This window comes from Rothia sp. HMSC058E10 (genome assembly GCF_001809415.1).
Taxonomy (GTDB): Bacteria; Actinomycetota; Actinomycetes; order Actinomycetales; family Micrococcaceae; genus Rothia; species Rothia dentocariosa.
On record NZ_KV797632.1, the window covers coordinates 48,545 to 75,360 of the forward strand.

Sequence of the window (26,816 nt, forward strand, 5' to 3'; positions counted from 1 at the left end):
TACTATAATCACCGAATAATATAGAGGAGAGACGCCATGACCACCACCACCTCGACCGTCCTGGTCGTTGATGATGATGACGCTCTTGCAGAAATGATCGGCATTGTCCTGGCACAGGAAGGATATAACGCAGTTTTTTGCGAAAACGGTTCTCGCGCCTTTGAGACGTTTATGCGGCATTCACCAGATTTGGTATTGCTGGACCTCATGCTTCCGGGGAAGAGCGGTATCGAAGTCTGCGAGCAGATCCGTTCGTCATCTAATGTGCCTATCATCATGCTGACTGCTAAAAGCGATACTGAAGATGTGGTAAAAGGGCTGGAAGCTGGCGCTGACGATTACATTGCAAAGCCCTTCAAACATCTTGAGCTTATGGCCCGTATCCGTGCTCGTTTGCGCCCGCGTGAGAGCCGCCAGTTGGTGGTGCGGGTGGGAGATACCATCATGGATATGGATGGCCGAACCCTCAAGTATAAAGGTGTTGAAGTGCCTATGACGCCTTTGGAATTTGACCTTCTTGCAGCTTTGGTTCGCCGTCCGGGTCAGGCCATGAGCCGTCAAGAGCTGTTAGAAACTGTCTGGGGCTACAGCGATGTGAGCGATTCTCTGGTAAACGTTCACGTGCAGCGTCTTCGCGCGAAGTTCACGGATATTGGTGCCGAACAGGTTATCCAAACGGTGCGCGGCGTCGGATATAAAGTACCCCTAGAGAACGTTGGAGGTGCCGCCTAACGTGATATTTCAGTCCGCTATGCGCATCTTCATATCTGGAAAGTAACTTTGCCTATGCCCACACCTGACGCAACCTCTGGAGCCTCCGATAGCCGGGACTTAGATCTTAAATCTAAGCCCCGGAAAGAGCGAACCCTCAACCCATTCCGTGCAATTCATCGGTTGTGGGTTCATTCTCTGCAATTTCGGTCCGTAACCAGCGCGGGCATCATGATGCTTATTGCTTTTATTGCAGTAGGAACCTCGCTGTCTAATCAGATCGCAACATCGCTTTTTGAGAATAAAAAGAACCAAGCGTTAGAAGAAACTAGTAAGGGATTTGAGACTGTACAGAGAGTGTTGGATCCTATTAGTGCGCGTGAAGACAGCGAAGTTCGACGTACTGTTAAACACAACCTCACGGTTCTTGACGCTGGCGGCGATACTCAGAGGCGCTGGGTTTTAGTGTCCTTGGATCAGCAATCGAAGAAGGGGTTTATTCCTGAGCAGAGTAGCGATAACGCGCCTCTAGATGCCTCAGTAATACCTACAGATTTTAAAGATACTGTGCGGGATTCTCCCGGTGTTTTTTGGGAGAAAACAACGCTTTCAGAACCTGGAAAATCCAATGGTGAGCCTTACCCGGCCTTGATTATTGGAACGAGTGTATCCATTCCTCAGAACCCCAATTATGGGCTGTTTATGGTGTACGACTTAAGCGAGTCTGAATCGACCATTATGTATATCAATGTTGTGTTAAGTACCGGATTCACAGTGTTGCTGATTCTAGTACTTTCAATTGTGTGGTTTGTCACTCGCTTAGTGGTACGCCCGATCACTTCGACCGCTATTACAGCAGAGAAACTTGCTGCCGGTGACCTAAACCGCCGCGTTAACATTCGTGGTAAACATCAGGCTGCGCGATTAGGAATTTCCTTTAACAAAATGGCGGATAGCCTGCAGGAACAGATTACACAGCTGGAGAGACTATCGACTCTGCAGCAGCGATTCGTCTCGGACGTGTCGCATGAGCTGCGTACACCGTTGTCGACGGTACGTCTGAGCAGCGAACTCCTTTATGACTCGCGTGACACCCTCAACCCTGTGCAGTCGCGCAGTGTGGAGCTTATGCATAACCAGGTGGATCGCTTCCAAGCCTTGCTTTCTGACCTTCTGGAAATTTCGCGCTTTGATGCAGGCAGCGCCGTTTTGAACATCGACGCTGAAGACTTTATGAGTGTTCTTAATGATGTTTTGGTCGAGGTTATCCCGCATCTGGAACGTACCGGAACCAGGCTTATTGTGCATTCTGAGCAGGCGCATATTGATATTGATATCGATAGGGTTCGCATTGAACGTGTTTTGCGTAATCTCCTCTTTAATGCTATTGAGCACGGTGAATCCAAGCCCGTCGATATTTACATCGCTACCAATGCAACAAACTTGGGTGTGGCGGTGCGCGATCATGGCATCGGCTTGAGTGAGGAGGAAGCAGCACAGGTCTTCAACCGTTTCTGGCGTGCAGATACCTCACGCAAACGCACTCTAGGGGGTACCGGATTGGGCTTGTCTATTACCGCCGAGGATGTACGTTTGCATGGCGGGCGTATTGAGGCTTGGGGCATGAAAGGAAAAGGTGCTTGCTTCACGATGAACTTGCCGCTTGTTCAGGGGGGAGAGCTCGGTCCTTCCCCGGTCTTGATTACCGGAGAACCTGAGCCAGAGGCATATGCTCACAGCGCTCTTGCGGGCGATACTCTTTCGACATCATTGCGTAAAACCCGTCATGAAACTCAAGATGATGCGTCTGAAGGACAGGTATAATGCGCAGAATATTTCAAAACTCTTCGCACAAACAGACGCTGTCAGAGAATCTGCCCGCTCTTTCGCGCCGCACGATGCTTCTGGGTGGAGTCGGAAGTATTGCTTTATTGATGCAGGCATGCTCTGGATTGCCAGATCCCAAGGGTATTCAAAAGTATTCAGAGTCTTTGGATAATGCAGACGATAGAAAGTCTGCAATCCATGCTATGAGTCCTCAGGTTGGCGGAACTCCGGAAGGCATTATTGAAGGCTTTCTGCGTGCTGGTGTTGATAGCTCCGATGATTACGGAGTGGCTCGCCAGTACTTAACGACAGAGTTTGCTCAACAATGGGTTCCAGAGGTTCAGACCCGTATATATTCTGAGACCGCGCGTATTACCCGTGGCGAGGATAATATTTATAAGGTTTCGATTAAGCAAACTGCTCGTGTGGATGAGCGAGGTTTAGTTACTTCCTTTATCAACGCTCCTGCACCAACTCCGGAAACGTTCGAGATGATTCAGGAGGGCGGTGAGTGGCGCATACGTAACTGCCCCAACGGGTTGTGGATAGACGGCAGTGAATTTGACCGTTCTTTCAAATCCTACCGTCTGTATTACTACGATCCTAGCTATACCTACGCGGTGCCAGATTTACGCTGGTTCGCACGTAGCGATGAAATTTTTAAAACGCTGGCTCAAACCCTAATCATGGGACCAGCAAATTACCTCAAGGAATCTGTCTTCTCAGCGACTTATGAGTCCATGAAAGTTAATGGTGCTAACTTTGACGCTGAAAAGCATACGATAAAGGTTGATTTTGGAGGCGAATCTACAGATGAACTTCAATTAGCACGTTTACGCCAGCAGATTGTGCATCTTGCCAGCAATTTTACGGGTATTGAGACTGTAGTTTTCTGCTATAACGGCCACGAAATTTTATCATCAGATAAGCCCGAAGGATTTCATGAAATATCTTTGGTAACGCAGCCTAATACCAAAGTTGTGGCGCTTAATGAGGACCGTTTAGTAACACAGCGTGATTTTGATGCTGGGGATTCGCAGCGCACGCTAGTGGAAAAAATCAAGGATCCTTCGGCACCAACTATCGGATATGACGGCACTACCTACGCTTACTTAAGTGAGGGGCGTAAAAAGCTTTATACAGTGCGTGATACAAATTCCTCAAAAGTTTGGGAAACACGCGACCTATCTCGCCCCAGCATTGACCATTATGGATGGGTATGGGCTACCGATCATAGTGGAACGGTGCGCGCCTTTAACCCTGCATCCGATAGCGTTGAGGAAAGAGAAAAAGGTCTTAATATCTCTGTGCCCTGGCGAAATGGCCTTGTTTTTAACTCTCTTAAAATTTCGCGGGATGGTACACGTGGTGCATTCATCGCCTCCCGAGATGATACGTCGATGCTGATTATCTCGGGGATTATACGTGATGAGAGCGGTAAACCGCGTAGTTTTACCGAATTAGTGCGGGTTAACGCCTCTGTATCTCCCCATTGTGTAGATTGGGCGGGAGAACAGACCCTTGCCGTCGTCAATACAACCACAGGCGAAGCAGAACTAACCTCTCTCAACAGCGAGGAGACAAAACTGGACCGGTTGGAGGGACTGCGCTCTATGTCTGCAGCAGGGGACAGCGGTCATATTATTGGGCACGTTGATACGGGAGAGTGCTATCTTCTGGAAGAGCGCGGCTGGAAACCCATAAGCGGTACGCTGAGTGAGATTACGTATGCAGGGTAAAAGAGCATGGGTAAGACACCTCGAATGAGAGGTAAAAAGGCTCTTTACGCGGCGTGGGAGCTGTTCTTTCCGGCAACATGTGTCGGATGCGGTGTAGGCGGTACAGCGCTTTTAGATGCTGCTGGCACTCGTCGGGCTTTATGTACTCGGTGCGAGACTTCACTGAGAAAACAAACCTCTGCCGTGCACACCCCTGTGCTGCAGCACCCCGTACCGGGAGCGGTTGCAGCAGGTATCTATGAGAAAACACTCGCGCATGTGATCCTTTCCATGAAGAATGCGGGTCGTACTGATGCGGTTCCCGAACTAGCGCGCGCATTGGGCAGGGCCGTGGCAACGATTATTGACCGTGCGCAGGTTCCCGCAGGAACGCGCATCTTATTGATACCCGTCCCTTCATCACAACGTAGCGTGCAGCGTCGTGGTTACGTACCGGCTGAGTTGCTTGTGCGACAGGTAGAACACGAGCTCAATCGTTCTGTAGCTCTGCACAGACGTAAAGTGCGGGTGAAGACACATCATATCTTGAGTTTAGAAAAAGAAAACATATACCAGCGTTTAATAAGACCGAATACAGCAGGACAGAAAACGCTCGGAGCTAGCGCGCGAGCCCAGCGTATGGAGGGAGCGATGCGGGTGTCACCCAGAGCAAATGTAGCTGGGGCACTGTGCATTGTGTGCGATGATGTGATGACTACCGGTGCCACCGTGTTTGAAGCATCACGAGTCTTGCGCCAGGGTGGCGCGAGAGTTCTGGGAACAGCCTGTGTAGCCGCCGTGTCGATGCAGAAAAATTTGGACGAGGAAGCCCTATGATACACCCGGATTAAGGCTATTCTGCGCTTTGATACACAGTGTTCGTACTACGAAAATAATTGTCATTTCCGGTGACATGCACCATAAGAATGTAATAAAATAATGACAAGGAACCTCAAGGACGGGTTTCCGGTATCGAACTCAACCGAGTACGGTGCATAACCCCCACACTTTGGAGGGAAATATCGTGGAAGTCAACATCTACGGACGTAATATCAAGATTTCGGATCGTCTTCGTGAATATGTCGAGGAGAAGGTCGAAAAGTTCGAGCAGCTTGGCGACAACGTGAGCGATATCGACGTCAAAGTTACTAAAGATGGTCATCTTGGTGGCGAGTCAATTCGTGTTGAGATTACCGTTGTTGGACGTGGACCGGTGCTTCGTGCAGAAGCCCAAGGGCATGATAAATTTGCGGTCTTTGATGAGACTTATGGAAAGCTCTTGGAGCGCCTGCGTCGAGCACGTGATCGTCGTAAGTTACGTAAACATGGTGGTAAGCATCCTGTTTCTGTTGCAGATGCTACAGGGTCGCTTCCTACGGTTACCGAGACGATTACGGAAATTTTGTTACCTGATGTTCCTGTTGAAGAAGCAGCCTTCGACAACAGTGAAGTTACCCTCGTCGATGAAGCAGCTTCACCGATTGAGATTCGTCACAAGAGCTTTGTAGGCGAAAAGCTGACTCCGGCAGAGGCCGTGGATCGTATGGAACTCGTTGGTCATGACTTCTACCTTTATATTGATAAAGAAACAGGAGCACCGGCAGCCGCATATCGCCGTAAAGGATGGAGCTACGGTATTATCACTCTCACCGAAGAGTAAACAACACTCCTCATTAATACTAATTTAGATTTAGAACCCGAAACGCTTTCTTTCGAGCGAGTGTTTCGGGTTCTGCTATATTCCTGTGAGGAAAATAATTATTATTTCTACCCGCGCAGAGCGTAAAAATGTGGACTGTGACTGTCAGATAGATACCTCTGCCCTACAATAGTTAGGAAAGCCTCAAATCGTGGGCGCATTTTGTGTCGCCCTCATGAGGGGACGAAGACAACAAGGAGTAGAAGCTCAGTGGCATCTTTCTTAGAGAAAATCCTCCGCACTGGCGATAAAAAAATTCTTCGACAGTTAGAAGCGTATAGCGCGGCGGTCGATTCGCTTGAGGATAGTTTCGCGTCTATGACCGATGCCGAGCTCCGCGGCGAGACCGATAAGTTTCGTGCCCGAATTGAGGATGGCGAGTCCCTGGATATTATGCTCCCTGAAGCCTTCGCTGTCGTCCGGGAAGCATCTAAGCGTACCCTTGGAAAACGTCACTACAAGGTTCAGGTTATGGGCGGAGCTGCCCTGCATTTGGGAAATATCGCTGAGATGAAAACCGGCGAGGGTAAAACCCTTGTCGCAACTCTGCCCGCATACCTAAATGCACTCAGTGGCAAAGGCGTGCACGTGGTGACGGTGAATGATTACCTTGCCGAATATCAGGCGAATCTGATGGGTCGTGTCTACCGGTTCCTTGGTATGGAATCTGGCGTGATTCTCTCGTCGATGGACCCGGACCAACGCCGTAAACAGTATGAAGCCGATATTACCTACGGTACGAATAACGAGTTTGGCTTCGATTACCTGCGTGACAATATGGCATGGACCGTTGACGAGCAGGTACAGCGCGGGCATAACTTTGCCATTATTGATGAGGTCGATTCGATCTTGATTGACGAGGCGCGTACCCCCCTTATTATCTCGGGACCAGCTGCAGGTGAAGCGAACCGTTGGTACGGTGAATTCGCGCGCATCGCAAAAAACGTTCTTAAAGAAGATGAAGATTACGAGGTAGACGAGAAAAAACGCACCGTCGGTATTCTCGAATCTGGCATCGATAAAGTTGAAGACCATTTGGGCATTAAGAACCTGTACGAATCCAGGAATACTCCGCTTATAGGTTTCTTGAATAACTCCATCAAAGCGAAAGAGCTGTTTACCAATAATAAAGACTATGTGGTGATCGACGGTGAAGTCTTGATTGTGGATGAGCACACTGGTCGTATTCTTCCTGGACGCCGCTATAACGATGGTATCCATCAGGCTATTGAGGCTAAAGAAGGCGTCGAAATTAAGCCTGAAAACCAGACGATGGCAACCGTAACCTTGCAGAACTATTTCCGCATGTACGATAAGCTTTCCGGCATGACCGGTACTGCGGAGACTGAGGCTTCTGAATTTATGAGCACCTACGAGCTGGGTGTTGTTGCTATTCCTACGAATAAGGATGTGCAGCGTATTGACAACCCGGATAAGGTGTACCGTAATGAGGTAGCCAAGTTCAAAGCCGTTGTTAAGGATATTAAAAAACGCCATGAAAAGGGACAGCCTATTCTGGTGGGTACGACGAGCGTTGAGAAGTCGGAGTACCTCTCGCGTCAACTTGCAAAAGAAGGCGTGCGCCATGAGGTATTGAACGCCAAGAACAATGAGCGTGAGGCTCACATCGTGGCTCAGGCAGGGCGCAAGGGTGCCGTAACGGTGGCTACCAACATGGCAGGTCGTGGTACCGATATTATGCTTGGTGGTAACCCAGAATTCGAGGCTGTCGCCAAGATGGCTGAATTGGGTCTTGACCCGAACCGCGATTCTGAAGCATATGAGAAACGCTGGCCCGACATTCTGGAACAGTGCGAGGAAGAAGCAGCGGCCGAGCACGATGAGGTAACGGAACTTGGTGGTCTTTATGTGCTAGGCACCGAACGCCATGAGTCGCGCCGCATCGATAACCAGCTGCGTGGTCGTTCTGGTCGTCAGGGTGACCCCGGCGAGTCCCGGTTCTACCTTTCACTCACCGACGAGCTTATGCGTCTGTTTAATACCGGCGCTGCAACCCGCCTCATGGCGATGGCTCCGGAAGATTCTTCTCTAGATTCGAAGTTGGTGACACGCGCTATCGCGACTGCGCAGTCAAACGTTGAGTCACGTAACGCAGAACAGCGTAAGAACGTGCTGAAATACGATGATGTTCTTAACCGCCAGCGTGAAGCCATCTATAAGGACCGTTCTCTGATTCTGCACGGCGACGATCTCAAGGAACAGATCTCTGGTTTCGTGGACGAGGTCTTGACGACCGCCATTGACGAACGTGTCAGCGAAGGGCACGCAGAAGATTGGGATCTTGACGACCTGTGGGAGGCTCTTGAGAGCATCTATCCCGTCAGTATTACCGCCGATGACCTGGCGGAAGACGCCGGGGATCGAACCCAGATTACTCGCGACCAGATAGTCAAAGAGATTCTTGCAGATGCGCATCTTGTCTACGATGAACGCGAAGAATCTGTAGGCGAAGATTCTATGCGTGAGATTGAGCGTCGTGTAATGCTCTCGACTATTGGAGAACGCTGGCCTGAACATCTGTACGAGATGGACTACCTGAAAGAAGGTATCGGACTACGTGCGATGGCACAGCGCGACCCCCTAGTGGAATACCAGCGTGAGGGCTACAGTATGTACCAGGCTATGCTTGACGCTATTCGCGAAGAGACCGTTAGTTACCTCTTCAATTTGGATTTGTCGAAGCAGCGAACCAAGGCCTCGGCGGTGCAGCTTCAGTCTCCGAGCCGCCCAAAGTTCTTGCAGTACTCTGCACCCAATGAAGAAGGTGGCACCGATGTTCGCGTAGAGAACGCTGACTAGCAGCTTCATCACTATTTTCATCATGCATGTGGGCACTCCCAAAATCTTGGGGTGCCCACATCTGGTTATGCGGTTTAGATAAAGTGCAGTGCAGTAATATCCCACCCGCCGTAGCGAGCCTGCACCCGCATTGCCATAGCCCTGGTTACAACACCGTCCGTGAGAATAATACATGCCTCATATGTCTCGTCATTAAGTCTTTGAGCACGGCTCCGCGCTACGTGCGGGGTCTTGGTAAAAGCGAGATAACTAGCATGTTGCTCTTGCGAGGAACGGCGCTGTTCCAATGCCGTGAAGCACTCTGGTGACAGCCAGTGTTTGAACTGTTGCGCGGATCGCTTTTTCATAAGAACCTCGAGAACCGCAAGACCTATGCCTGCACAAAGCGACTCAATGCGTAGGGTTCCAGAATCGGAACGCTTAAGAGGTCGCCCGTGAGATGCACTTTTCCGGGAACGAATGCGTGCCCTAACAGCAGTGTTCTGTGGCAACATATGGTGAGCTTCTCTATTCTGTTGATCTTGAGCGTACATATTGATCGGGGAGAGGACTACTCCATATTGTGATTGGACAAGATTTCCTGGCGCGGTCGATGGTGGTACATCGGGAATATCACCCTGTTGCGCTCTGGCTCTGGCGGCTGCTTCTTTGAGAAAATGGCTCTCGATCTTCTTGGAGAGATCGTGAAGAGAAATATTGATAGCGGTCATGATTTAGCTCCTTTGCATAGTGGTTGGACATATCGGTCGAGAAGAAAAATAGCGTACTTATCGGTCAGGCAATGTGAGAGTTTGACCTGGATACAGAATATTGGGGTTATCCCCCATAACGTCCAGGTTGGCGGAGTGGATTCTCAGGGAGTATTCCAGAACCTCCGGAGGAGAGGCATCGTCGCTCAGCTCGTGAGAGGCAATGGACCAGAGAGAATCACCCACAACAACTTGGTGGCTGGAACGCGTAGCGTGGTTTCGAGATGCTGGTGATACTTCTCTGGAAGGTGCGCCTTCTCGTTGGCCGCCGAAGAACGGGCTCAAACTCTGATGTTCTGCTTGAGGCTGGATTGTCGGGGGAACCGCCGGTTCGGCAGATATGTTTGGCGGAGGCGTACCATAGGGCTGCGCGTAGGGTGAAAGACTTGGAAGTTGCTGCTGGCGCTTTTTAACGGGTGCTACCGTGGTCTTAGAGACTTCACTAGGTGGGGTGGAGGCATGGGTAGCCTGCGGAGATGAGGCAGGAGCCTGGTAGAATGGAGAGTTCTGAGACGGTACCTCTTGAGGGGTTTCTGCGGCTGACTCCTGCGGTGAAGCATTCGCCTCCGTGCTGGGCGTAGAATTTTCCACAGATGCCTCTGACGACGACGAAGCCGAGTGGGCAGCAGGGGAATCCGAAAGCTGAGACGGCGCAGATATTGCAGGGCTGCTGATATTCGGATGCGCATCTGCGGCCTGTGCAGGTGCAAATGCCGCGCTAAGACCTAATGCTGCACCGCCTAGAGTAAGAATAGTGTTGCGTATATACCGGGGGAGCAGAAAAGTTCCACGATCCTCACGGTGATACAGACGTATGGAACCGGCTCTGACTTTCAGAAGGTATCCAACACCGAGGATAACGCCAAGAGCCCACCAGAGCATGACGGCTGCAGAGAGGACTTCAACGCTTATCATCATAGCGTTTTCCAAACCCGTCAAAGATACAGATATAACGCGAACACTATGCGCTAGCACCCCTGAGAGAACGGATAGCGTGGGAACGCCGATGCTAAGCACTCCATCAAGGACGCTCATCTGAGCTTGTGACTTCATCGTATTCCCCCCCTGGCGTTGGTAGTCGTTGATGTTCTTATATGTTATATTTACCCCGCCTACATAGTCGGTGTAAATCTGAAGGGGAGAATCTTAATCATTTAGTAATAATTCTCGAAGAAATGCTGATTTTTCGGGGCTTGTGGAGGTGCAATATGCCTCAAGACTTTAGAATACAGTAGGCTCATAGCATGAGAATGCAACGATTATTCCGAGATTTAGACATACAGTTTGAAGCGGAACAGTTTCGGACTCTTGAGAACCAGGCACAACGACGTGCCCGCATGGAGTATCTGGCGGTGACCATGCGTGAGCGATGTGCGGCTCAACATGGGAGCAGGATAAAAGTCTGTGGCACGGATGGGATGGTTCGTGAAGGGTATCTTGAAGCGATTGGTCAGGGGTGGATTCAGCTCAGCACAGGACGAGAGAATATCCTTATTCCAGAATCGAGTATCCTGTGGTGGGAATGTGAGAATCAGGCGGCGAAGGTCAAGGTTGATGTGCAGGCTCGTGCCTATAGGTTCAGCATGTCTGATGCTTGCTATGCCTTGATGATGGCGCAAGAGCCAGTGCGGGTATCTTGTGATTCGCCAGTAAACACGATGTTTGAAGGTGTTATCGCACGAGTTGGGGCAGACTTTATCGAAATGACGTTATCTCCATGCGAACCTTATTCCGCATACTCCAATGCGCTGGCATATAAAGAACGGGGTGTGAGGATAATCCCCACATCCCGTATATGCGCTATTGTGACGGTCAATTAGTTGGCTTTGATTTTCGTCATTTTGCCGGAGGCGATGGCTTCTAGTGTCTGTTCGTGGCGTTCGTTAATGTACTCTTCGAAGCGTGTGCGTTCAATACGCCATTGGTTGCGACCACCAATTTGAATTGCTGGTAGTTCGCCGCTACGAACGAGTGCTCGTACCTGGCTTAACGACACCTGCAACTCCTCGGCGACATCGCTGAGTGTCAAAAAACGTGGTGCAGACATGGTAAAAATCCTTCCGCTACAGAGTCTTTGGGTCCCTATGCGCTCTTGGGGAGCAGATAATGTGTAGTTTCAGTATAGTCTACTAAATAGGCTTATGCCAGCTTATTTATGCACATAAGCCTGAAAAAATTATCTAGCTGCACATCCCATATTCATAGGTTTGTAGTTTAGATATTATGTACACAAAGAGACGATATTGCGCTCAAAGTTGTAATAATTGCTTTCAAGGTGTGCAGTGTGGTGCTATATAATTTAGGCGCCTGTTCCCTGATGAAGGCGCATAAAACATCTACAAACCGCTAAGGTAGCGATACTTCCGAATGAAAGGTCTATGCAGTGAAGCATAATAAAATCTCCAGGACGAATATGCATCAACCTGAAGAAAGTAGTATGCGTATGCATAAGCCGGGCTTTAAAGACCCGAAGCTTATTGTTGGTCTTATATTAATTCTGATTTCAATAGCGGGAGTTATTGGAATTATTAGAATTAATAATCAGACTTATACATATTACACTGCGAAGAATGATATTTCTATTGGGCAAAAGATCACTCCAGATATGTTGATTGAAAAACAGGTTAATTTGGGTGATAGTAAAGATCACTATCTTTCACGTGAGCAACTTGAATCAGGAAAGTATATCGCTGTGCGGCAAATTCCTGCGGGGGAGCTTATTAGCTCGGCATCTGCACACGAGAATATCCAGGAGCGCAGACGGCTTGTTACGGTAACCCTTGATCGTGGAATAGCTTCTACTTTTAAAGCTGGCGAGCGTGTGGATATTTGGGTCATCTCCTCCGGCAAGGAAAAGCAGAAAGTGCCTGAGGGTGAAGGAAAAAACGAGGATAATGAATCCGAACAAAAGCCTCTTGTTCAAAATGCAGAAATATCAACTATTGCGGTTGATGAAGGGGTTTTGGGCGCGAACGGGCATGCCAATGTACAGCTTTGGATAGAATCCGAAAAGCTGCCGGACATTCTGCATGCCACGTCATCAGAGGCAAAAATTACCCTTGTACCTGTTGAGTATAAATCTGAGGGGAACTAAGTGGTCCATAATATCCCTCTAGTACTTTTAGGAGACGACGGTACCATCCTGAGCGCTATCGAATCTCAACGGGGGCGCGTTAGCGTTGCTCGAAGCGCCCATACTTTTGCGGATGCTTTAGGCTATGCCCACGCCGGAATAGCGTGTGCTATTCTCAGCGTGGGTCTGCCCCAGGAAGCTACCGTATCTATTCTGCACGAACTGGACGAAGCAGATGTAAAATTCATTGCTTTGGTTCCTGAAGATATTCCGCTTCCGGATCTTGTTGTGCCTCTTGCAGCAGATACGGAACCGCATCAATTGCCAGCGGCCGTGGAAAAACTACTTGATGAGGCATCTGTTGAGCCTGAACAGGAACTCGGCATAAATCCTCAAAAAGCAGAGAATGGGTATGGGTACGACTCAGGATATTCCGGACACTACGGATATGATACACAGAATCTCTACAACGGGTCAGGAGAACACCTGCACCCCGATACTTCTGGCTACGGCTATGCTCTGGTAAATCCTGATAGGAACCAGACCGAGCAAAACAGTATAGATTTTTCTCTGCCTCGTCTTCCGCAGGCTCAGCTTGAAGTGCCGCAGCTTCAGGAAGCTTACAAAGCCTCCGTCCACCTTGAAAATATGCAGCAGCTGACGCTGAATGATTTTAGAGATCAGTCTAGGCAACATCATCCACAGTTTTCTGGGCCTCACATAGATGCTGTAGAAGCTGAAAACCGAGGAACTATTGTTGCCGTGTGGGGTACAGGGGGAGCTCCGGGGCGTAGCACTTTAGCACTCAACCTGGCAAACTGCGCTGCCGCAGAAGGAATGCGTGTATGTTTAGTCGATGCGGATACTTATGACCCTTCTTTAAGCCCTCTGCTGGGTCTTTTAGACGATTATTCTGGTATCGCACAGCTGTGTCATTTTGCCGAACGTGGGCAGCTTGACACCCAGATCAGCGATGAGGCAATTAGCACTCTGCGGGTGGGAAAGTATTATCTTGATTTTTTGAGCGGTATCACTCGTCCCGATCGCTGGCCTGAGCTGCGAACGCGTGCGCTCCGCGATAGTATAAAGTGGCTTGCGCATCGCTATGATGTCATTATTCTTGACACTGCAGCATGTCTTGAGTCAGATGCCGAGCTTGGTTTTGCACAGGCTGGTCCCCGCCGCAATGGTGCTGCTATAACGGCTCTTGAAATGGCGGATCATATTGTATTACTGGGAAACGCCGATATTATCGGTATCCCTCGAACGATCCGTGCCTATGACCAAATGCATGAAGGTGCCTGTACGCTTCGTGATACTGCCAAGGTTCATATCTGGCTCAACAAGGTTCGTGCTGAGGCAACCGGACGGGACGCGGAACGAGAACTGGCGAATACCTGGCAGCGTTTTGGGCCGCGAAACCCTATTTCGGGGTTTTTACCGTATGACCGGAAAACCGTAGACCGGGCATGGTTTCGTGGGCAGACTCTTCTGGAATACGCCCCCAGGAGCCCGCTTGTTGTTGGGATTCGCAAGCTATACACATCGTTGGGCCTTAGGAAACTGAGATGAGCCTTTTCTCGAGATACGAAACTGAAAAGTAACAATAGGGTCTATTGCGCATGAATACGGCGTAAAAACTATAAACTCTCCACGTCATATATCCAGAAAACATGGTTGAACCGTAGAATAGGTTAGACGTATTCAACTTCTTGGGAGAGCCCAATGTCTTTTACAGAGAGTAATCTCAACCCTGGTGGTTTCGGCCCTGGTGATACCGAGTGGATTCACCTCATCATCGGGGAGTGGCAGATTATTGCCGATATTGCTCAGAGCGACCTTGTTGTATGGTTCCCCACTGACTATGTGGTGGCTGATGGGAGCGGACCGGATAGCGTTTCTGGACCGTCGGCGTCCAGCGGGTTTTCAGCAATAGCGCATGTACGCCCGTCTAACGTGCACACTCTGTTTCATCACGATATTGTGGATCACACGATGGACGATAATATCTGCGATGAAGCACGTAAATCTTGGCATACCCAGAAGATTGTTCACCATGTTATGGAAGCCGGGCCCAGTATGCGCCCTGGAGTGAAAGTGACCTTTGTGCCGATAGTGCGTAATAGCCGTACTATTGCGCTTCTGAGTATGCATACGATTCCCACTGTAGTGCGGGCATCGTCTCAAGCTGAAGAAATCTATAACTGGGTTACTGAGAATATGCTGGAGATGATTCACCTTGGTATTTGGCCTGATCCTCTGGCACAGGAGAATAATACTCGTGGTAATCCGCGTGCCATTGATGGAATTATCGTCATTAATCCACAAGGTCAAGTTGTTTTGGCCTCACCCAATGCAAACTCAATGTATGCGCGCTTGGGGCTAGGTGACCATCTTGAGAACCTCAACCTGGCGGATGTTACCCGAGATATGCTTCCTTCTGGGGAGGAAGCTGATGAGACTTTGCAGCTCGTTTTAGCGGGCCGTGCGGATATACGTACTGAACTTACGATTGGCCGCACCCGAGTAACGATGCGTTCTATTCCGCTCGTGCATAGCACTACTTTTCGGATGGAACGTCGTGGTGCACTTATTTTGTGCCGTGATGTCACGGAACTGCGTCGCCGCGAGCTGGAGCTTATGACAAAAGATGCAACAATCCGAGAGATTCACCATCGTGTCAAGAATAATCTTCAAACGGTTTCGGCGCTTTTACGGTTGCAATCGCGACGTATGACAACACCTGAAGCAAAGCAGGGACTGGAACAAGCTATGCGACGCGTGGCTACAATTGCAACGGTGCATGAAGCCCTGTCACAGGGGTTAACGCAGAGTGTAGATTTTGACGAGCTTATCGAGCGGCAATTCCATATTGCTGCCGAGCTCGCTTCTCCCGGGCAGACTGTAGATACAGAGCTCTTGGGGCACTTTGGGCTACTTCCCAGTCAATTTGCCACTCCGCTCGCCCTTGTTATCAACGAAGTTGTTGCAAATGCTGTAGAGCATGGGCTGAACGGTGAAACTGGGCGTGTGACTCTTGAAGGGTGCCGAAACATTAATGAGCAGGGGGATAATACCCTGACCGTTATTATTACGGACAACGGCAGAGGTATGGGGGATAACCCCATCGAAGAATCTGGTGCGGATGCATACCGGCCTACAGCGGAGCATGAAGGATTAGGAATGCAGATCGTACGCACTCTAGTTGCCAGTGAGCTTAACGGGTCAATCCGTTGGGAAGCGAATGAGCCTTCGGGCACGCGCGTTATTATCAATGCCGTCTTGAGTTAGTACGACGTCGCATTTTGGTATGAAGAAAATAGCAGAAGCCCGGTGTCACTCCTGCCGGAAGTAGGAATGACACCGGGCTTCTACTATGAGAATGCGCGCTTATAGTTAGGAAGCACGGCGGGCACGAGCAGCGCGACGTTTCATCGCACGACGCTCATCCTCGCTGGTCCCTCCCCAAACGCCAGAATCTTGACCGGTTTCGATAGCCCATTTGAGGCATACGTCAATAACCTCGCACGAGCGGCAAACAGCTTTTGCCTCTTCAATCTGCAAGAGAGCAGGCCCGGTGTTTCCAACAGGGAAAAATAGTTCTGGATCCTTATCCAAGCAAGCAGCACGGCTACGCCAATCCACAGCTGGACCTCCTTCTATCTTATGGTTTGCTCGTGCTTCGCTACTGCACGGTAGCTGACAACAAGCGATAACTTAACTTGTTCTGTGTGCGTGTAGGCAAATCTTTACGTCAATGAGTGGTGCAAAAATTTGACTTATCAACTTTCGCATGGATATTCCTCTCTGACAAGGGGTTTTCCGAAAAAAATCTTAAAATTTTGGAGGTTTGCATCACTTAGGGTCTCCTTGTGTCTAAGTTTCAATACTTAAGAAACTCCTATAACCATGTTTAAAAATTATGAAAGAAGAGCAAATTACACGAAATTTCACGAATGCACGATATAAAACGTCAGACCATGCGTGCTTAACGACTGCCAGTTAGAATTAAAAGCCTGTAAGCCTCGCATCTGAGCCCACCGCAAGGAGAGTACGATGGGGAAGACCACCAACACGATGAAAGCACGCATCACCGTACCGATTACTGTAAAAATAACCTCCGGTATATTAGGATTTTTTGCCATCGTGCTTGTGTACCGCGGAATTATCGCCCCCTTCATCATGAATGACTCTGAGAGGAACGCAGATCGTATCGTCAACAGTCTCATTCAAGTTGCTTTGGGGGTAGGCATCATGTTCTGCGCTGTTCGTTTCTATCAGGGACATGCTCGTGTCTGGGTGATGCTCATCAGCCTGTGTGCTGCTTTTGTAGGTGCTTCTAACCTCTCCATATACTTTAGTCTTACCCCAGAAGTACAAGCTGCTGCCGTAACATTTTTAGTGATTAACTGTGTGGAAATTCTCTTAGCTGGAACGGCATTCGCGCTCCTCTTCACCCGTGCAACCCGAGAATATACACTCAAAGTTACTGAGGAAGAGGAACGAGAATTATCCCGTTATGCGGGTCGATAAATTTACTCTTGATAAGCCTGAACGGCATCATGTGCAGACTGATACACCTCATCGGGAACCTGAAAAGCCTGTACACGGCCCGCATCCACAAGTGCTCCGCGCCCAGCCGGCAACATCCCCTCGGTATACATATCGCGTGGGATCTCATGCAAAGAACAAATGTCCCCATCAGAGATAGAGGCAGGAGCCAGAAGAACCGCTCGCGAGCATCCAGAAAGCGCCGTCAAAACGGGGGATGAATGCCACCGTGCCCATGGCGTATATGCTACCCAAACAGCCCTGAAACGCGGCCCGAGCTCAAGAAGAACCTGCTGAGCGGGTGCCGGTATATAGGCAAGATCATCGATGAGAATCAGAGTTTTCTCGGGATCTTGTACCGACTCGCACATCTGGCGAATTTTCTGGGCGTCGGGTGGGGTGTTCCCATCGATGTAGAGAGCTCCCAGATACGGGTTAAGCATTCGAAGCGCAGAAAGAAAATGTGTTTTACCTGAGGCCCGGGAACCTACAACGGGTATAAAAACGCCTTCCTTGGCCTGAAGAAAGCTAGGATCGCCCGTACGGGAGTAGCCACACAATATATGTGTTCCCTGGGCGTTGTAGCCCCTATGCCACATGACGATTGTCTCTAGCTGTGGCATGGGAAAAGTCCGCGGAAACTGACGGAGCGAGAGCGACTTATCGCATGAGAAACCGGAGTTACCCGATTGTAGCTCGACGATATTTTCACATGAGGTCACGACGGGGCATAATGTTGATGCTTCCAGAGGAACGTCGCCCACAAGGGCGGTATTGAAACCGCCTTCGACCGCAAAATGTGTGGCGTTCGGTAGCGGATAGCTCTTGGAAGACTTACGCAGTAAATCCGATTCTACAAACCTGCGGCTGAGAATGGTTGAATACGCGACCGAATTGAACCTGCCTCGTAGAGGAAGAGCCGAGGTAAAAACAACCTGGTAGCCCTCACGGTGGCTTTGAGCTAATACATCGTAGAGATATGATTCCGTCTGGGGGTCTCTCATGAGCATTTCAAGCCATCCGTCAACTCCGTCGCAGATAAGCAGAGGCTGCTGAGTCTTCTGTTCTGCAGAATGATGACTCGAACGTATTTTTTCGAGGCAGAATCGAAGATGCTGAGGCTCATGGGGGCCAACGAGTACGGCAAGACTATCTGCGTACGAGTGCAGGCGTCGATGATACCCGGCATCTGAGGTGAAAACATAGACAGGGTTCTGCCGCGCAATAGCCTGGGCTATGAGCGCGTTTATGATTGCGGTGCGTTCGGGAACAGTTCCTAGCACGGCGAGGGCACCTGGATGTGCCTCCAAAATCAGCCGGATAGGCTGCCGCTTACCGTACTGCGGGATTTCGATGGCGCCCAAAAGATAACCGTGTCCACGTGCGCCGTCTGAGCCGAGGATTTGATGAAGACCGGTATCAAGGGTACGGGTTAGAGGAAAATTCTCCGGTAACGCTTGCGGTATAGGAGTATACCGTGCGCGGGTATAAGCAACACTGCTTGGATTCTGCTCGGACTGGTCAACAAACGCAGGGCTCTTGTGCGAAGACAGGTATAAGTCACGAATACTGTGCACGGCACGGGTTAGGAGCGTATCCTCACCTTCGGTTGAAACTTGTTGTACGGAGGGTGTCTTGTTTAGAGGAACCCACCCCGGAGTCTCCCACCGGTACATCTGTTGGAAATTCACATGTTGCCGCGGAAGAGCATCCACAAGTGGGGCACGGAAAGCTAGAATACGACCATCTGGAAGACTGACATATCCAGCCCCGGGAGAGGACGCGGAAATATGCGCGGCCTTTTCATGTCCTAAGAGATTGTATGAATCCTGTGCAGATGCCACACGCAAACAGATGTTAGTAGCAATATTGGCGCGAATATCCTGTGAAATACTTCCCTGAGGTCGTTGAGTTGCCAAGAGCAGGTGAATACCTAAGGAACGACCAATAGTAGCGATGCGCATTAGCTCGGTCATAGCATCCGGCATAGACTCAACGAGCATACGGAACTCATCGACCACAATCACAACTTCCGGGTACTGTGGTATTTCGCCCGTTGAAGCGCACAACCGCAGGTAGTCATGATAAGAATTTACCCCTAAGTTGCGTAAATCAAGCTCACGTCGGTTCACATCGGCACGTAAAAACTCAAGCGCGCGGCGAACGGCGGCAACATCGAAATCGCTCAGCAAACTGAGTGTATGGGGAAGCTCAGCTAGAGGACCAAGCCCGGCGGAACCCTTGAAATCTACCAGAATAAGCCCCAACCGTTCTGGGGAATATCGCAGAGCCGCACTGAGGATGAGCGAACGCAAAAGTTGAGATTTTCCTGCGCCGGTGGTGCCTCCCAGAAGCCAATGTGGGCCGTGTGCTGTGAACCCAATATCGCAAAATCCTTCGGTGGTGGCCCCTAAAAGACAACGAATATCCTCTGCGTAGCGGTTGTGTTCCCACCGCTGAAGGCACTGCTCGTAGAGGAGATTCGTAGACTGCTGGGTAAGCTCAGAGAAAGCAAGCGTGCGTGCATGAACCGAACCGGTGCCGTGTCCTGACCCTGCGGGAGATGACGCCTGGACCGCAGATAAAGCCCCCAAAGTACGAATGTATGTGTCAGTACTGAGTCCATCTGCTGTAGCACATATATCGTGCAGGTCTAAGGGGTGGTTCTGAACGATCCCTTCGTGAGGCATAAGTCCTGCGTGCTGAGAAGAACCGGTGATTTTGTGGGCTGTATCATCAGTGATGCTGCCGCGAAGCAGATATTGCACAGATTCTAGGTAATCGCCGTGGGTATGTACCTGCAGGTGGGGTATATGGGTGAATACCGAAGCAGAGCGAGGTGAATCAACGGTTCCACGGGCGACAGGCATGTGAACAATGCATAACCTTGCTCCCTGCGCGGCTCGTTTAATCAACGCAGCCGGTATGGAACGCACTAGTGATGCAGAAATGATGAAAAGCCGGTCGTCTCCAGCCTCCTGTGAAGTCGGTAAGGCTGTTCCTGAGCGTTCTGCAGCATCACATATCTTTTCGAGAATATGGTGAGCCTGAGACGCACCCTCGTGAAGAAACACACGGGGGCAGACACCTAAGGAACGCAAAGCACCGTAAAGCGGTGTTTCGGCATGCTCAGCATCGGTTATGACCGTGATGGTATCGCGCGCATGAGCTACAAGCTGTACTAAATAAGCATGAAGATGTTCGGCACGCAGCAATACGTCGTGAGGTAAGCCTGGTACTGGGACCGGAATATAATGTGGAGCCTGTGGATGCGGGGAAATCTTCTCAAATCGTAAGTTTCGCCCCGAAATATAGGGGAGACGAGGACCGTATCCTAGGACTACAGCAGGTGACCGTGCAGCGTCAGGAGCCGCTGCGTGCAACAGTGTTCCTGCTGTCGGCAGTGCCTGTGCTCGTTCTAACTCTTGCTTTGCGTTGCTCTTCACCAACGCAGCGGCACCGCGGTTTTCCGCTCTGCCCCCGAAAAAATGCATCAGCATAAAAAGTGAAGAAGCCACAGACATGAGCAAGAAAATCCACATACCTGTAAAAAGGGCGAAGGCCACACCCGCCACAAGCGGTAACAGGATAGTCATCAGCATCATGCCCAGTTTTCGGGGAGCGGGCGGATTAACAATAACCGGAGTAAAAGGCGAAGAATCGTGTGAGGGCATGGGAAGCTCCGGGGCTTTTCCAGGAGGACAGATGACACACAGTGAAGTACCTACCAGAAAAGGTTTGTTCCACTGTAGAATTTGAGGCTTTGGGTGCGCACGGGAGCCGGTTCTTTGCGCAGTCCCCTCTGGCTCTAGAATCCTGAGAGTCACCCCTGAACCCGAAGCATCAAATTCGGCGTGGCGTGGCTTGATATACGGATCATTGAATGAAATACCGCTACGCGCTTCGGAGCGACCTAGAACGGTTAACCCACGAGGGAGTGAGAAGGAGCGGCCCGCATCCGGTCCCCGAAGTACGCAAAGAGTACTAACCGATGCTGGTCTCTCAACGGAAGGTTGCTCGGGTTTGAGCCAGGCTCCATGTACCAGAGGTGCGGCTGCAGCCACGCAATCTTCTAAACGAGCGGAATCACCGCTAGGAGAAAAGACACTATATGCATTTTTAGCGGGCGAAATTATGTGTTGTACCTGTGCCCCCGAGGTCTGTTCAGAACATTCAAGAGATAAGAGGCTTGGATAGAAATCGTGATCAGTCAAGCGCTCCTGGGCGCTCGCATCTGCGATATCAGGGGTGTGGAAAAGCCGAAGTTTCATATTTCTATATCAGTCGGTATGCCGTGTGCTTTCAACCGCTTTGTCGTTGTTCTGTGGATAACGTGTGAGATTCAGATGTGATGAGCAGGTTATCCACAGATATTTTGGAAATTTACCGGTAATAACGGCGAAAAACCGGAAATATTACGTGATGTGCAGGCTCGCGTGATTGCCTCGGAAAGAGGTTGCATAGACGTGCAGTTTGAACCAAAAGTTGAGACACTCCGTATACCTCAGCCCGGTTCTTCGGTAGGATTGGTACACTCGAATTTCGGAATTATCGCTTATACCGTGTGCGTCGTGGGTTTAAACCCCAGTCTGCTGTACCGGGAAAATATGCAACTGACGGTGTTATCGGGTAACTTTAGATAATGACTAAAATCGTTGTGTCAGTGGCAGCGTATGCCGTAAACACAACAGTATTGGCTCCCTTGCACAGGGCGTCTACGGCAGGTGAATTCGCTGATATAACGCGAGTTCCCATGACATACAGGAGTAAATAATGACTGCGGATCTCGTGGTTGTCGGATCCGGCCTTTTCGGTCTGACCATTGCAGAACAGGCAGCGACCGAATTGGGCCTGAAGGTCGTTCTGCTGGATCGTCGTTCTCATATCGGCGGTAATGCATACAGCGAGAATGAAGAGCAGACTGGTATTGAGGTGCATCGCTATGGCGCTCACCTTTTCCATACCTCCAACGAGCGTGTCTGGGAATATGTAAACCGATTTACTGGGTTCACCAATTACGTGCACCGTGTATACACTCGTCACAACGGTATTGTGTACCCCATGCCTATCAACCTGGGCACCATTAACCAGTTCTTTAACGCTGCTTACTCTCCCGCGGAAGCAAAGGCGCTCATCGCAGAACAAGCTGGCGAACTGGCAGGTACCGACCCGCAAAACCTCAACGACAAAGGTATTTCACTCATCGGGCGCCCACTGTACGAAGCCTTTATTAAACATTACACCGCCAAACAATGGCAGACCCCGCCGGAGGAACTGCCTGCATCCATTATTTCGCGTCTGCCTGTGCGGTACACCTACGACAACCGTTACTTCAACGATAAGTATGAAGGTCTACCGGTTGACGGGTATGCAGCGTGGCTGGAACGCATGGCGGCGCATCCGAATATTGAAGTTCGTCTGAATACGGACTTCTTCTCGGATGATCATGAGTATTCTCGTGAGAAGGTTCTGGGGCAGATTCCTGTGGTTTACACCGGTCCCGTCGATCGTTACTTCGATTATGCAGAGGGCGACCTCTCATGGCGCACCATTGATCTGGAAGAAGAAGTTCTGCCGATTGAAGATTTCCAGGGCTGTTCCGTGATGAACTATCCTGATGCTGATGTTCCTTTTACCCGTATTCACGAGTTCCGTCACTTCCACCCCGAGCGTGATTACACCAAGGATGCAACCGTTATTATGCGCGAATACTCACGCTTTGCAAATAAGGGTGATGAGCCTTATTACCCGGTAAATACCTCTGTAGACCGTGAAAAACTTTTGAAGTACCGCGATCTGGCAAAGGGCGAGCAGAACGTTCTTTTTGGGGGTCGTCTGGGTACTTACAAGTACCTCGATATGCATATGGCGATCGGCGCGGCGCTGTCGATGTTTGATAACAAGATTCGTCCGCACTTTGCACAGGGTGCCAAGATTGAATCTGGTGGAGTTGACGCATAATTATGGCTGAAACTCAAACTCTGAAAACCCTGCAGCGCGTTATTTTCCCTAGCGCGGTTGAAACCGACGTGGTACCCCTGTATGTGGATGCTGGCGTAGCCGCTGGCGTTCAGCTGCCAACCCGTATTGATGGTGACGCTACCACGAGTATTACAGAGGCGGCGCAGGTACAGGAACAAAGCGCCGCTAATATCGCTGCTAACCGAACCGCAGCTGAAGGCCTTATCGGTCGTCGCTCCATCAACGTTACTCCCGGGCAAAGTCTCTCATTTGGCACCTATTTCAACGCGTTCCCAGCATCGTATTGGCGCCGTTGGACCGAGCTTAAAGAGGTCGTACTAAGCGTCCAAACCCGTGGCGAAGGCATGGTGATCGTATACAAATCCAACGGTCGTGGTGTTATTCAGCGCGTGGATGCAAAGCTCCTTTCGGGGGACGAAACATCAATCTTTACCCTGCCCTTAGCGCCTTTCGGCGATGGCGGTTGGTATTGGTTTGATCTTTCTGGAACTGAAGATCTTGAGCTGGTTGAGGCTAATTGGCTAGGTGATATTGAGCCCCGTGCCGATGTTCAGGCCGGTCAAGCGACGGTTCAGATTACGACCATGAATAAGGTCGATTATTGTATTGACAACATTCGTACGCTTGGCAATAACCCCGAAATTTTTGATGCCGTCCACGAGTTCCTAATTGTTGATCAGGGCAGTTCGAAGGTGCAGGATCACGAAGAATTCGAGGAGGTCGTTAAGCCTCTTGCCGGTAAGTTCCGCATCATTAACCAGGGGAACCTGGGCGGTTCCGGTGGTTTCTCACGCGGTATGTTCGAGGCAGTCAAGAACGGCAGCGATTATGTGCTTCTGCTTGATGACGATGTGATTGTGGAGCCTGAAGCAATTTTGCGCATGGTGACTTTCGCAAACTATTGCAAAGACCCCACAATCGTGGGCGCGCACATGTTCGATATGTTCGACCGCTCGGTACTTCATGCATTCGGCGAAGTCGTTGATCCGTGGCGTAACTTCTACGCGAAGCCTCACGAGGATATGGCGATGGGGCACGACTTAGGCCGCAACAACCTGCGCAGCACGCACTGGCTGCATCGTCGTGTAGACGTGGATTATAACGGTTGGTGGATGTGCCTTATCCCAACTTCGGTAATCCGCAAGATCGGCCTGTCGTTACCGCTTTTCCTTAAATGGGATGACGCTGAGTATGGCTTGCGCGCGAAGGCTGCTGGTATCCCTACAGTGTCCTTCCCTGGAGCAGGTGTATGGCACGTTTCATGGACCGATAAGGATGACTCGGTGGGCTGGCAGGCTTACTATCATGAACGTAACCGCCTGATTACCGCGCTGTTGCATTCTCCCTTCGATAAGGGTGGCCGTGTGCTGGTTGACTCCATGTTCTTGGACGTCAAGCACACGTTGTCAATGCAGTATTACACTCAAGCAGGCCGCCTCATGGCGCTGGAAGATTTGCTAGCCGGACCGGAGCACCTGCATGAGTCGCTTTCGGCTCGTTTACCGGTAATTCGTCAGTTGGCGGGGGAGTACCCGGAGTCTCAGATGAAGCCGAATGTGGACGATTTTCCCACGGTTAAATCGAAGAAGCCGCCTTTCCGCGGCCGCCGCAATTTCAAGTCACCGGGATATAAGAAACTTGTGCCGTGGACCGCAAGAACGGTCGCACGTCAGCTGTTCAAGCCCGTAGATGATGAAGCGAAAGAACATCCGCAGATTCAACTTAACTACGGAGAAACTAACTGGTGGACGCTGTCTAAGTTTGATTCAGCACTGGCCACGAACGCGGAGGGAACCGGATTGTTCTGGTATCGCCGTGATCCTCAGCAGCTGCGGTCAAAGCTGATTCACGCTACCAGATTGCACGCGAAGATCATTAAAGATTGGGAGCAGTTGCGCAAGCGGTATCAAGATGCTGCAGCCGATGTCGCTTCCTATGATGCATGGGCAGAAACTTTTGCAAAGCATACGGAGTCTGAACTTAAGCGATGAGCACTTTGCACGATGAACCTTTGAAAGCCCCCGGCCGCGGGCGGGGAATCCTGGATGCCATTCGTAATCGGTACCTTTTGAGGCTACTGGTTGATAAGGAAATCCAGGTTCGCTACCGTGGCTCGGTTCTAGGGATCCTGTGGTCTTACATTAAGCCGGGCGTCCAGTTCGGCGTGTTCTATGTTGCCATGGGCTTATTCTTAGGCTTGGAACGAGGAATGCACAACTATGCGATCTACCTGTTTTCGGGCATGATCGTGATTAACTTCTTCTCAGAAGGATTCGGGAACGGTGCCCGCACGATGGTGGTTAATAGTGCCCTGATTCGGAAGATTTATCTTCCGAGGGAGCTCTTCTCACTTTCAACTGTGTGGGTGGCGGTAGTACATTTCATACCCCAAATCGTGGTGATGCTCATCGCTTGCTTCTTTGCAGGGTGGCGGCCTGGGCTGCGCAATATTGCCGCGATTTTTGCCGGGATGGCTATCGTGATGCTTCTGTCCTACGGCCTGGGACTCATCTTTGGTGTGGCAAACGTGTTCTTCCGCGACTCCGAGAATATCGTTGATATGCTTCTGATGGTAGCAACATGGTTCTCTCCGGTATTGTACTCCTGGACCATGGTACGTGACACTCTGTATCCGTGGGTTTTCAACGTGTTTATGCTGAACCCGCTGACTGTTGCGGTTGAACTTTTCCACTACGGTTTTTGGCGCCCTACGGCAGACCTCGAAAAGTCGGGACATTTTGCTGAGATTGTTCCGCATCTGTTTAGTTTCTGGACTCCAGTAGGTATTGGTATTTCTTTACTGACCGTTCTAATCGGCGATTTGCTCTTCCGTAAGTTTGAGGGCAACTTCGCTCAGGAGCTCTGATTCTTGTGAAGATTGAGAAAATAGATCTGCCTGAGATTGATCCGAATGCTCCGGTTGTTATTCAAGTCGATGAGCTCGTTAAAAGCTTTGTGCTGCGTCATACGCGTTCCATGAAAGAAGCCTTTGTATGGCTTATGAAGGGGCGTAAAGGCGACCTGTCTGAGAAGTTTAACGCTCTCAATGGTATTACTCTGAATGTAAAACAGGGTGAACGTGTGGCACTTTTGGGGCTCAATGGTTCCGGTAAATCAACCCTTTTGAAGCTGATTTCTGGTGTGATGCAGCCTGAAGGCGGACAGGTTCTCAACCGCGGTAAAATCGCGGGCCTTATTGAGGTGGGTGCAGGCTTTCATCCCGACCTCACGGGGCGCGATAATGTATTCCTCAATGGCGCTATTCTGGGCATGACCAAAAAAGAGATTGAAGATGCCTTTGACGATATTGTGGCATTCTCTGAAATTGAGGAATTTATTGATACTGAGGTGAAGTTTTATTCATCCGGTATGTACCTGCGTCTTGCGTTTTCGGTAGCTGTGCATACTAACCCAGATATTTTCTTGGTGGATGAGATTCTGGCGGTTGGCGATGAACCTTTCCAGAAGAAATGTATTGCAAGGATTCAAGAGCTCATCCAAGCGGGCAAGACTCTGGTTGTCGTAAGTCATGACCTCGACCTGGTGTCACAGATATGTGATCGCGGTGTAGTACTTGACCACGGTAATTTAAGTTTCGACGGGGACATCAAGGATGCGGTCAAGATGATTCGTGGCTAGGGCCTCTAGGCTCTTGTATGCGTAGACGGGGTGAGGGGAGAACAACC

20 protein-coding genes are annotated in these 26,816 nt (G+C 50.2%); 15 read left to right on the forward strand and 5 right to left on the reverse strand.

Annotation, left to right across the window (positions count from 1 at the left end; genetic code table 11):
* Window positions 1-36 precede the first annotated feature (36 nt).
* The 6 genes from mtrA to secA all read left to right on the forward strand — a co-directional run bounded on the left by mtrA (window position 37) and on the right by secA (window position 8,775).
* The gene (gene mtrA, locus HMPREF2609_RS06530; RefSeq protein ID WP_013397424.1) at window positions 37-732 is read left to right on the forward strand and encodes an MtrAB system response regulator MtrA; all 696 of its coding nucleotides are present in this window, start codon (window positions 37-39) and stop codon (window positions 730-732) included.
* 54 nt (window positions 733-786) lie between these two features.
* Window positions 787-2,535, forward strand: coding sequence for an MtrAB system histidine kinase MtrB (gene mtrB / locus HMPREF2609_RS06535; RefSeq protein WP_048753714.1), 1,749 nt, complete (start codon window positions 787-789; stop codon window positions 2,533-2,535).
* On the forward strand, window positions 2,535-4,277 hold the full coding sequence (locus HMPREF2609_RS06540; RefSeq protein ID WP_065423727.1) for an LpqB family beta-propeller domain-containing protein: 1,743 nt from the start codon (window positions 2,535-2,537) through the stop codon (window positions 4,275-4,277). Before mtrB ends, HMPREF2609_RS06540 begins: the two co-directional genes overlap by 1 nt.
* 183 nt (window positions 4,278-4,460) lie before the next feature.
* Entirely contained in the window at window positions 4,461-5,093 is a 633-nt protein-coding gene (locus HMPREF2609_RS06545) for a ComF family protein (RefSeq protein WP_239661918.1), read from the forward strand.
* Between the two features lie 187 nt (window positions 5,094-5,280).
* Window positions 5,281-5,916: a ribosome hibernation-promoting factor, HPF/YfiA family gene (gene hpf, locus HMPREF2609_RS06550; protein WP_037231053.1), complete on the forward strand. Its 636-nt coding sequence runs from the start codon at window positions 5,281-5,283 to the stop codon at window positions 5,914-5,916.
* Between the two features lie 249 nt (window positions 5,917-6,165).
* The gene (secA, locus tag HMPREF2609_RS06555) at window positions 6,166-8,775 is read left to right on the forward strand and encodes a preprotein translocase subunit SecA (RefSeq protein ID WP_013397419.1); all 2,610 of its coding nucleotides are present in this window, start codon (window positions 6,166-6,168) and stop codon (window positions 8,773-8,775) included.
* 74 nt (window positions 8,776-8,849) lie between these two features.
* Here the strand turns inward: secA and HMPREF2609_RS06560 are convergent, their stop codons facing one another.
* The gene (locus HMPREF2609_RS06560; RefSeq protein ID WP_070535925.1) at window positions 8,850-9,485 is read right to left on the reverse strand and encodes an Rv3235 family protein; all 636 of its coding nucleotides are present in this window, start codon (window positions 9,483-9,485) and stop codon (window positions 8,850-8,852) included.
* Window positions 9,486-9,542: 57 nt separating this feature from the next.
* Window positions 9,543-10,577: a LysM peptidoglycan-binding domain-containing protein gene (locus HMPREF2609_RS06565; protein WP_070535928.1), complete on the reverse strand. Its 1,035-nt coding sequence runs from the start codon at window positions 10,575-10,577 to the stop codon at window positions 9,543-9,545.
* 197 nt (window positions 10,578-10,774) lie between these two features.
* Between HMPREF2609_RS06565 and HMPREF2609_RS06570 the strand changes: the two genes are divergently transcribed.
* The gene (locus tag HMPREF2609_RS06570; RefSeq protein WP_246825606.1) at window positions 10,775-11,344 is read left to right on the forward strand and encodes a hypothetical protein; all 570 of its coding nucleotides are present in this window, start codon (window positions 10,775-10,777) and stop codon (window positions 11,342-11,344) included.
* On the opposite strand, the gene HMPREF2609_RS06575 is transcribed toward HMPREF2609_RS06570, so the two are convergent.
* The gene (locus HMPREF2609_RS06575) at window positions 11,341-11,571 is read right to left on the reverse strand and encodes a helix-turn-helix domain-containing protein (RefSeq protein ID WP_004005036.1); all 231 of its coding nucleotides are present in this window, start codon (window positions 11,569-11,571) and stop codon (window positions 11,341-11,343) included. The genes HMPREF2609_RS06570 and HMPREF2609_RS06575 overlap by 4 nt on opposite strands.
* Window positions 11,572-11,937: 366 nt before the next feature.
* On the opposite strand from HMPREF2609_RS06575, the gene HMPREF2609_RS06580 reads away from it, so the two are divergent.
* The 3 genes from HMPREF2609_RS06580 to HMPREF2609_RS06590 all read left to right on the forward strand — a co-directional run bounded on the left by HMPREF2609_RS06580 (window position 11,938) and on the right by HMPREF2609_RS06590 (window position 15,888).
* Window positions 11,938-12,618 (forward strand): SAF domain-containing protein, encoded by a 681-nt coding sequence (locus HMPREF2609_RS06580; protein ID WP_065425179.1) that lies wholly within the window; start codon window positions 11,938-11,940, stop codon window positions 12,616-12,618.
* The gene (locus HMPREF2609_RS06585; RefSeq protein ID WP_246825607.1) at window positions 12,619-14,169 is read left to right on the forward strand and encodes a CpaE/TadZ family protein; all 1,551 of its coding nucleotides are present in this window, start codon (window positions 12,619-12,621) and stop codon (window positions 14,167-14,169) included.
* Between the two features lie 153 nt (window positions 14,170-14,322).
* Window positions 14,323-15,888, forward strand: a complete 1,566-nt coding sequence (locus HMPREF2609_RS06590; protein ID WP_070535933.1) for a sensor histidine kinase — start codon at window positions 14,323-14,325, stop codon at window positions 15,886-15,888.
* Window positions 15,889-15,993: 105 nt separating this feature from the next.
* On the opposite strand, the gene HMPREF2609_RS06595 is transcribed toward HMPREF2609_RS06590, so the two are convergent.
* Window positions 15,994-16,242, reverse strand: coding sequence for a WhiB family transcriptional regulator (locus tag HMPREF2609_RS06595; protein WP_048753727.1), 249 nt, complete (start codon window positions 16,240-16,242; stop codon window positions 15,994-15,996).
* Window positions 16,243-16,653: 411 nt separating this feature from the next.
* Here HMPREF2609_RS06595 and HMPREF2609_RS06600 point away from each other — a divergent pair, with 411 nt between their 5' ends.
* Complete coding sequence (locus HMPREF2609_RS06600; protein WP_048753728.1) at window positions 16,654-17,130, forward strand: hypothetical protein; 477 nt, start codon at window positions 16,654-16,656, stop codon at window positions 17,128-17,130.
* Between the two features lie 2 nt (window positions 17,131-17,132).
* Here the strand turns inward: HMPREF2609_RS06600 and HMPREF2609_RS06605 are convergent, their stop codons facing one another.
* A complete protein-coding gene (locus HMPREF2609_RS06605) occupies window positions 17,133-20,822 on the reverse strand; it encodes an FtsK/SpoIIIE domain-containing protein (protein WP_168162158.1) in 3,690 nt (1,229 codons plus the stop codon).
* A 1,099-nt stretch (window positions 20,823-21,921) separates the two neighbouring features.
* On the opposite strand from HMPREF2609_RS06605, the gene glf reads away from it, so the two are divergent.
* The 4 genes from glf to HMPREF2609_RS06625 are packed head-to-tail and all read left to right on the forward strand — an operon-like array spanning window position 21,922 to window position 26,769.
* Window positions 21,922-23,109, forward strand: coding sequence for a UDP-galactopyranose mutase (glf, locus tag HMPREF2609_RS06610; RefSeq protein ID WP_004005025.1), 1,188 nt, complete (start codon window positions 21,922-21,924; stop codon window positions 23,107-23,109).
* A 2-nt stretch (window positions 23,110-23,111) separates the two neighbouring features.
* A complete protein-coding gene (locus tag HMPREF2609_RS06615) occupies window positions 23,112-25,121 on the forward strand; it encodes a glycosyltransferase (protein ID WP_070535939.1) in 2,010 nt (669 codons plus the stop codon).
* Window positions 25,118-25,996: an ABC transporter permease gene (locus HMPREF2609_RS06620; protein WP_004005022.1), complete on the forward strand. Its 879-nt coding sequence runs from the start codon at window positions 25,118-25,120 to the stop codon at window positions 25,994-25,996. The genes HMPREF2609_RS06615 and HMPREF2609_RS06620 overlap by 4 nt, the downstream gene beginning before the upstream one ends.
* Window positions 25,997-26,001: 5 nt before the next feature.
* Window positions 26,002-26,769, forward strand: a complete 768-nt coding sequence (locus HMPREF2609_RS06625) for an ABC transporter ATP-binding protein (protein WP_004005021.1) — start codon at window positions 26,002-26,004, stop codon at window positions 26,767-26,769.
* The last annotated feature ends 47 nt before the right edge of the window (window positions 26,770-26,816 follow it).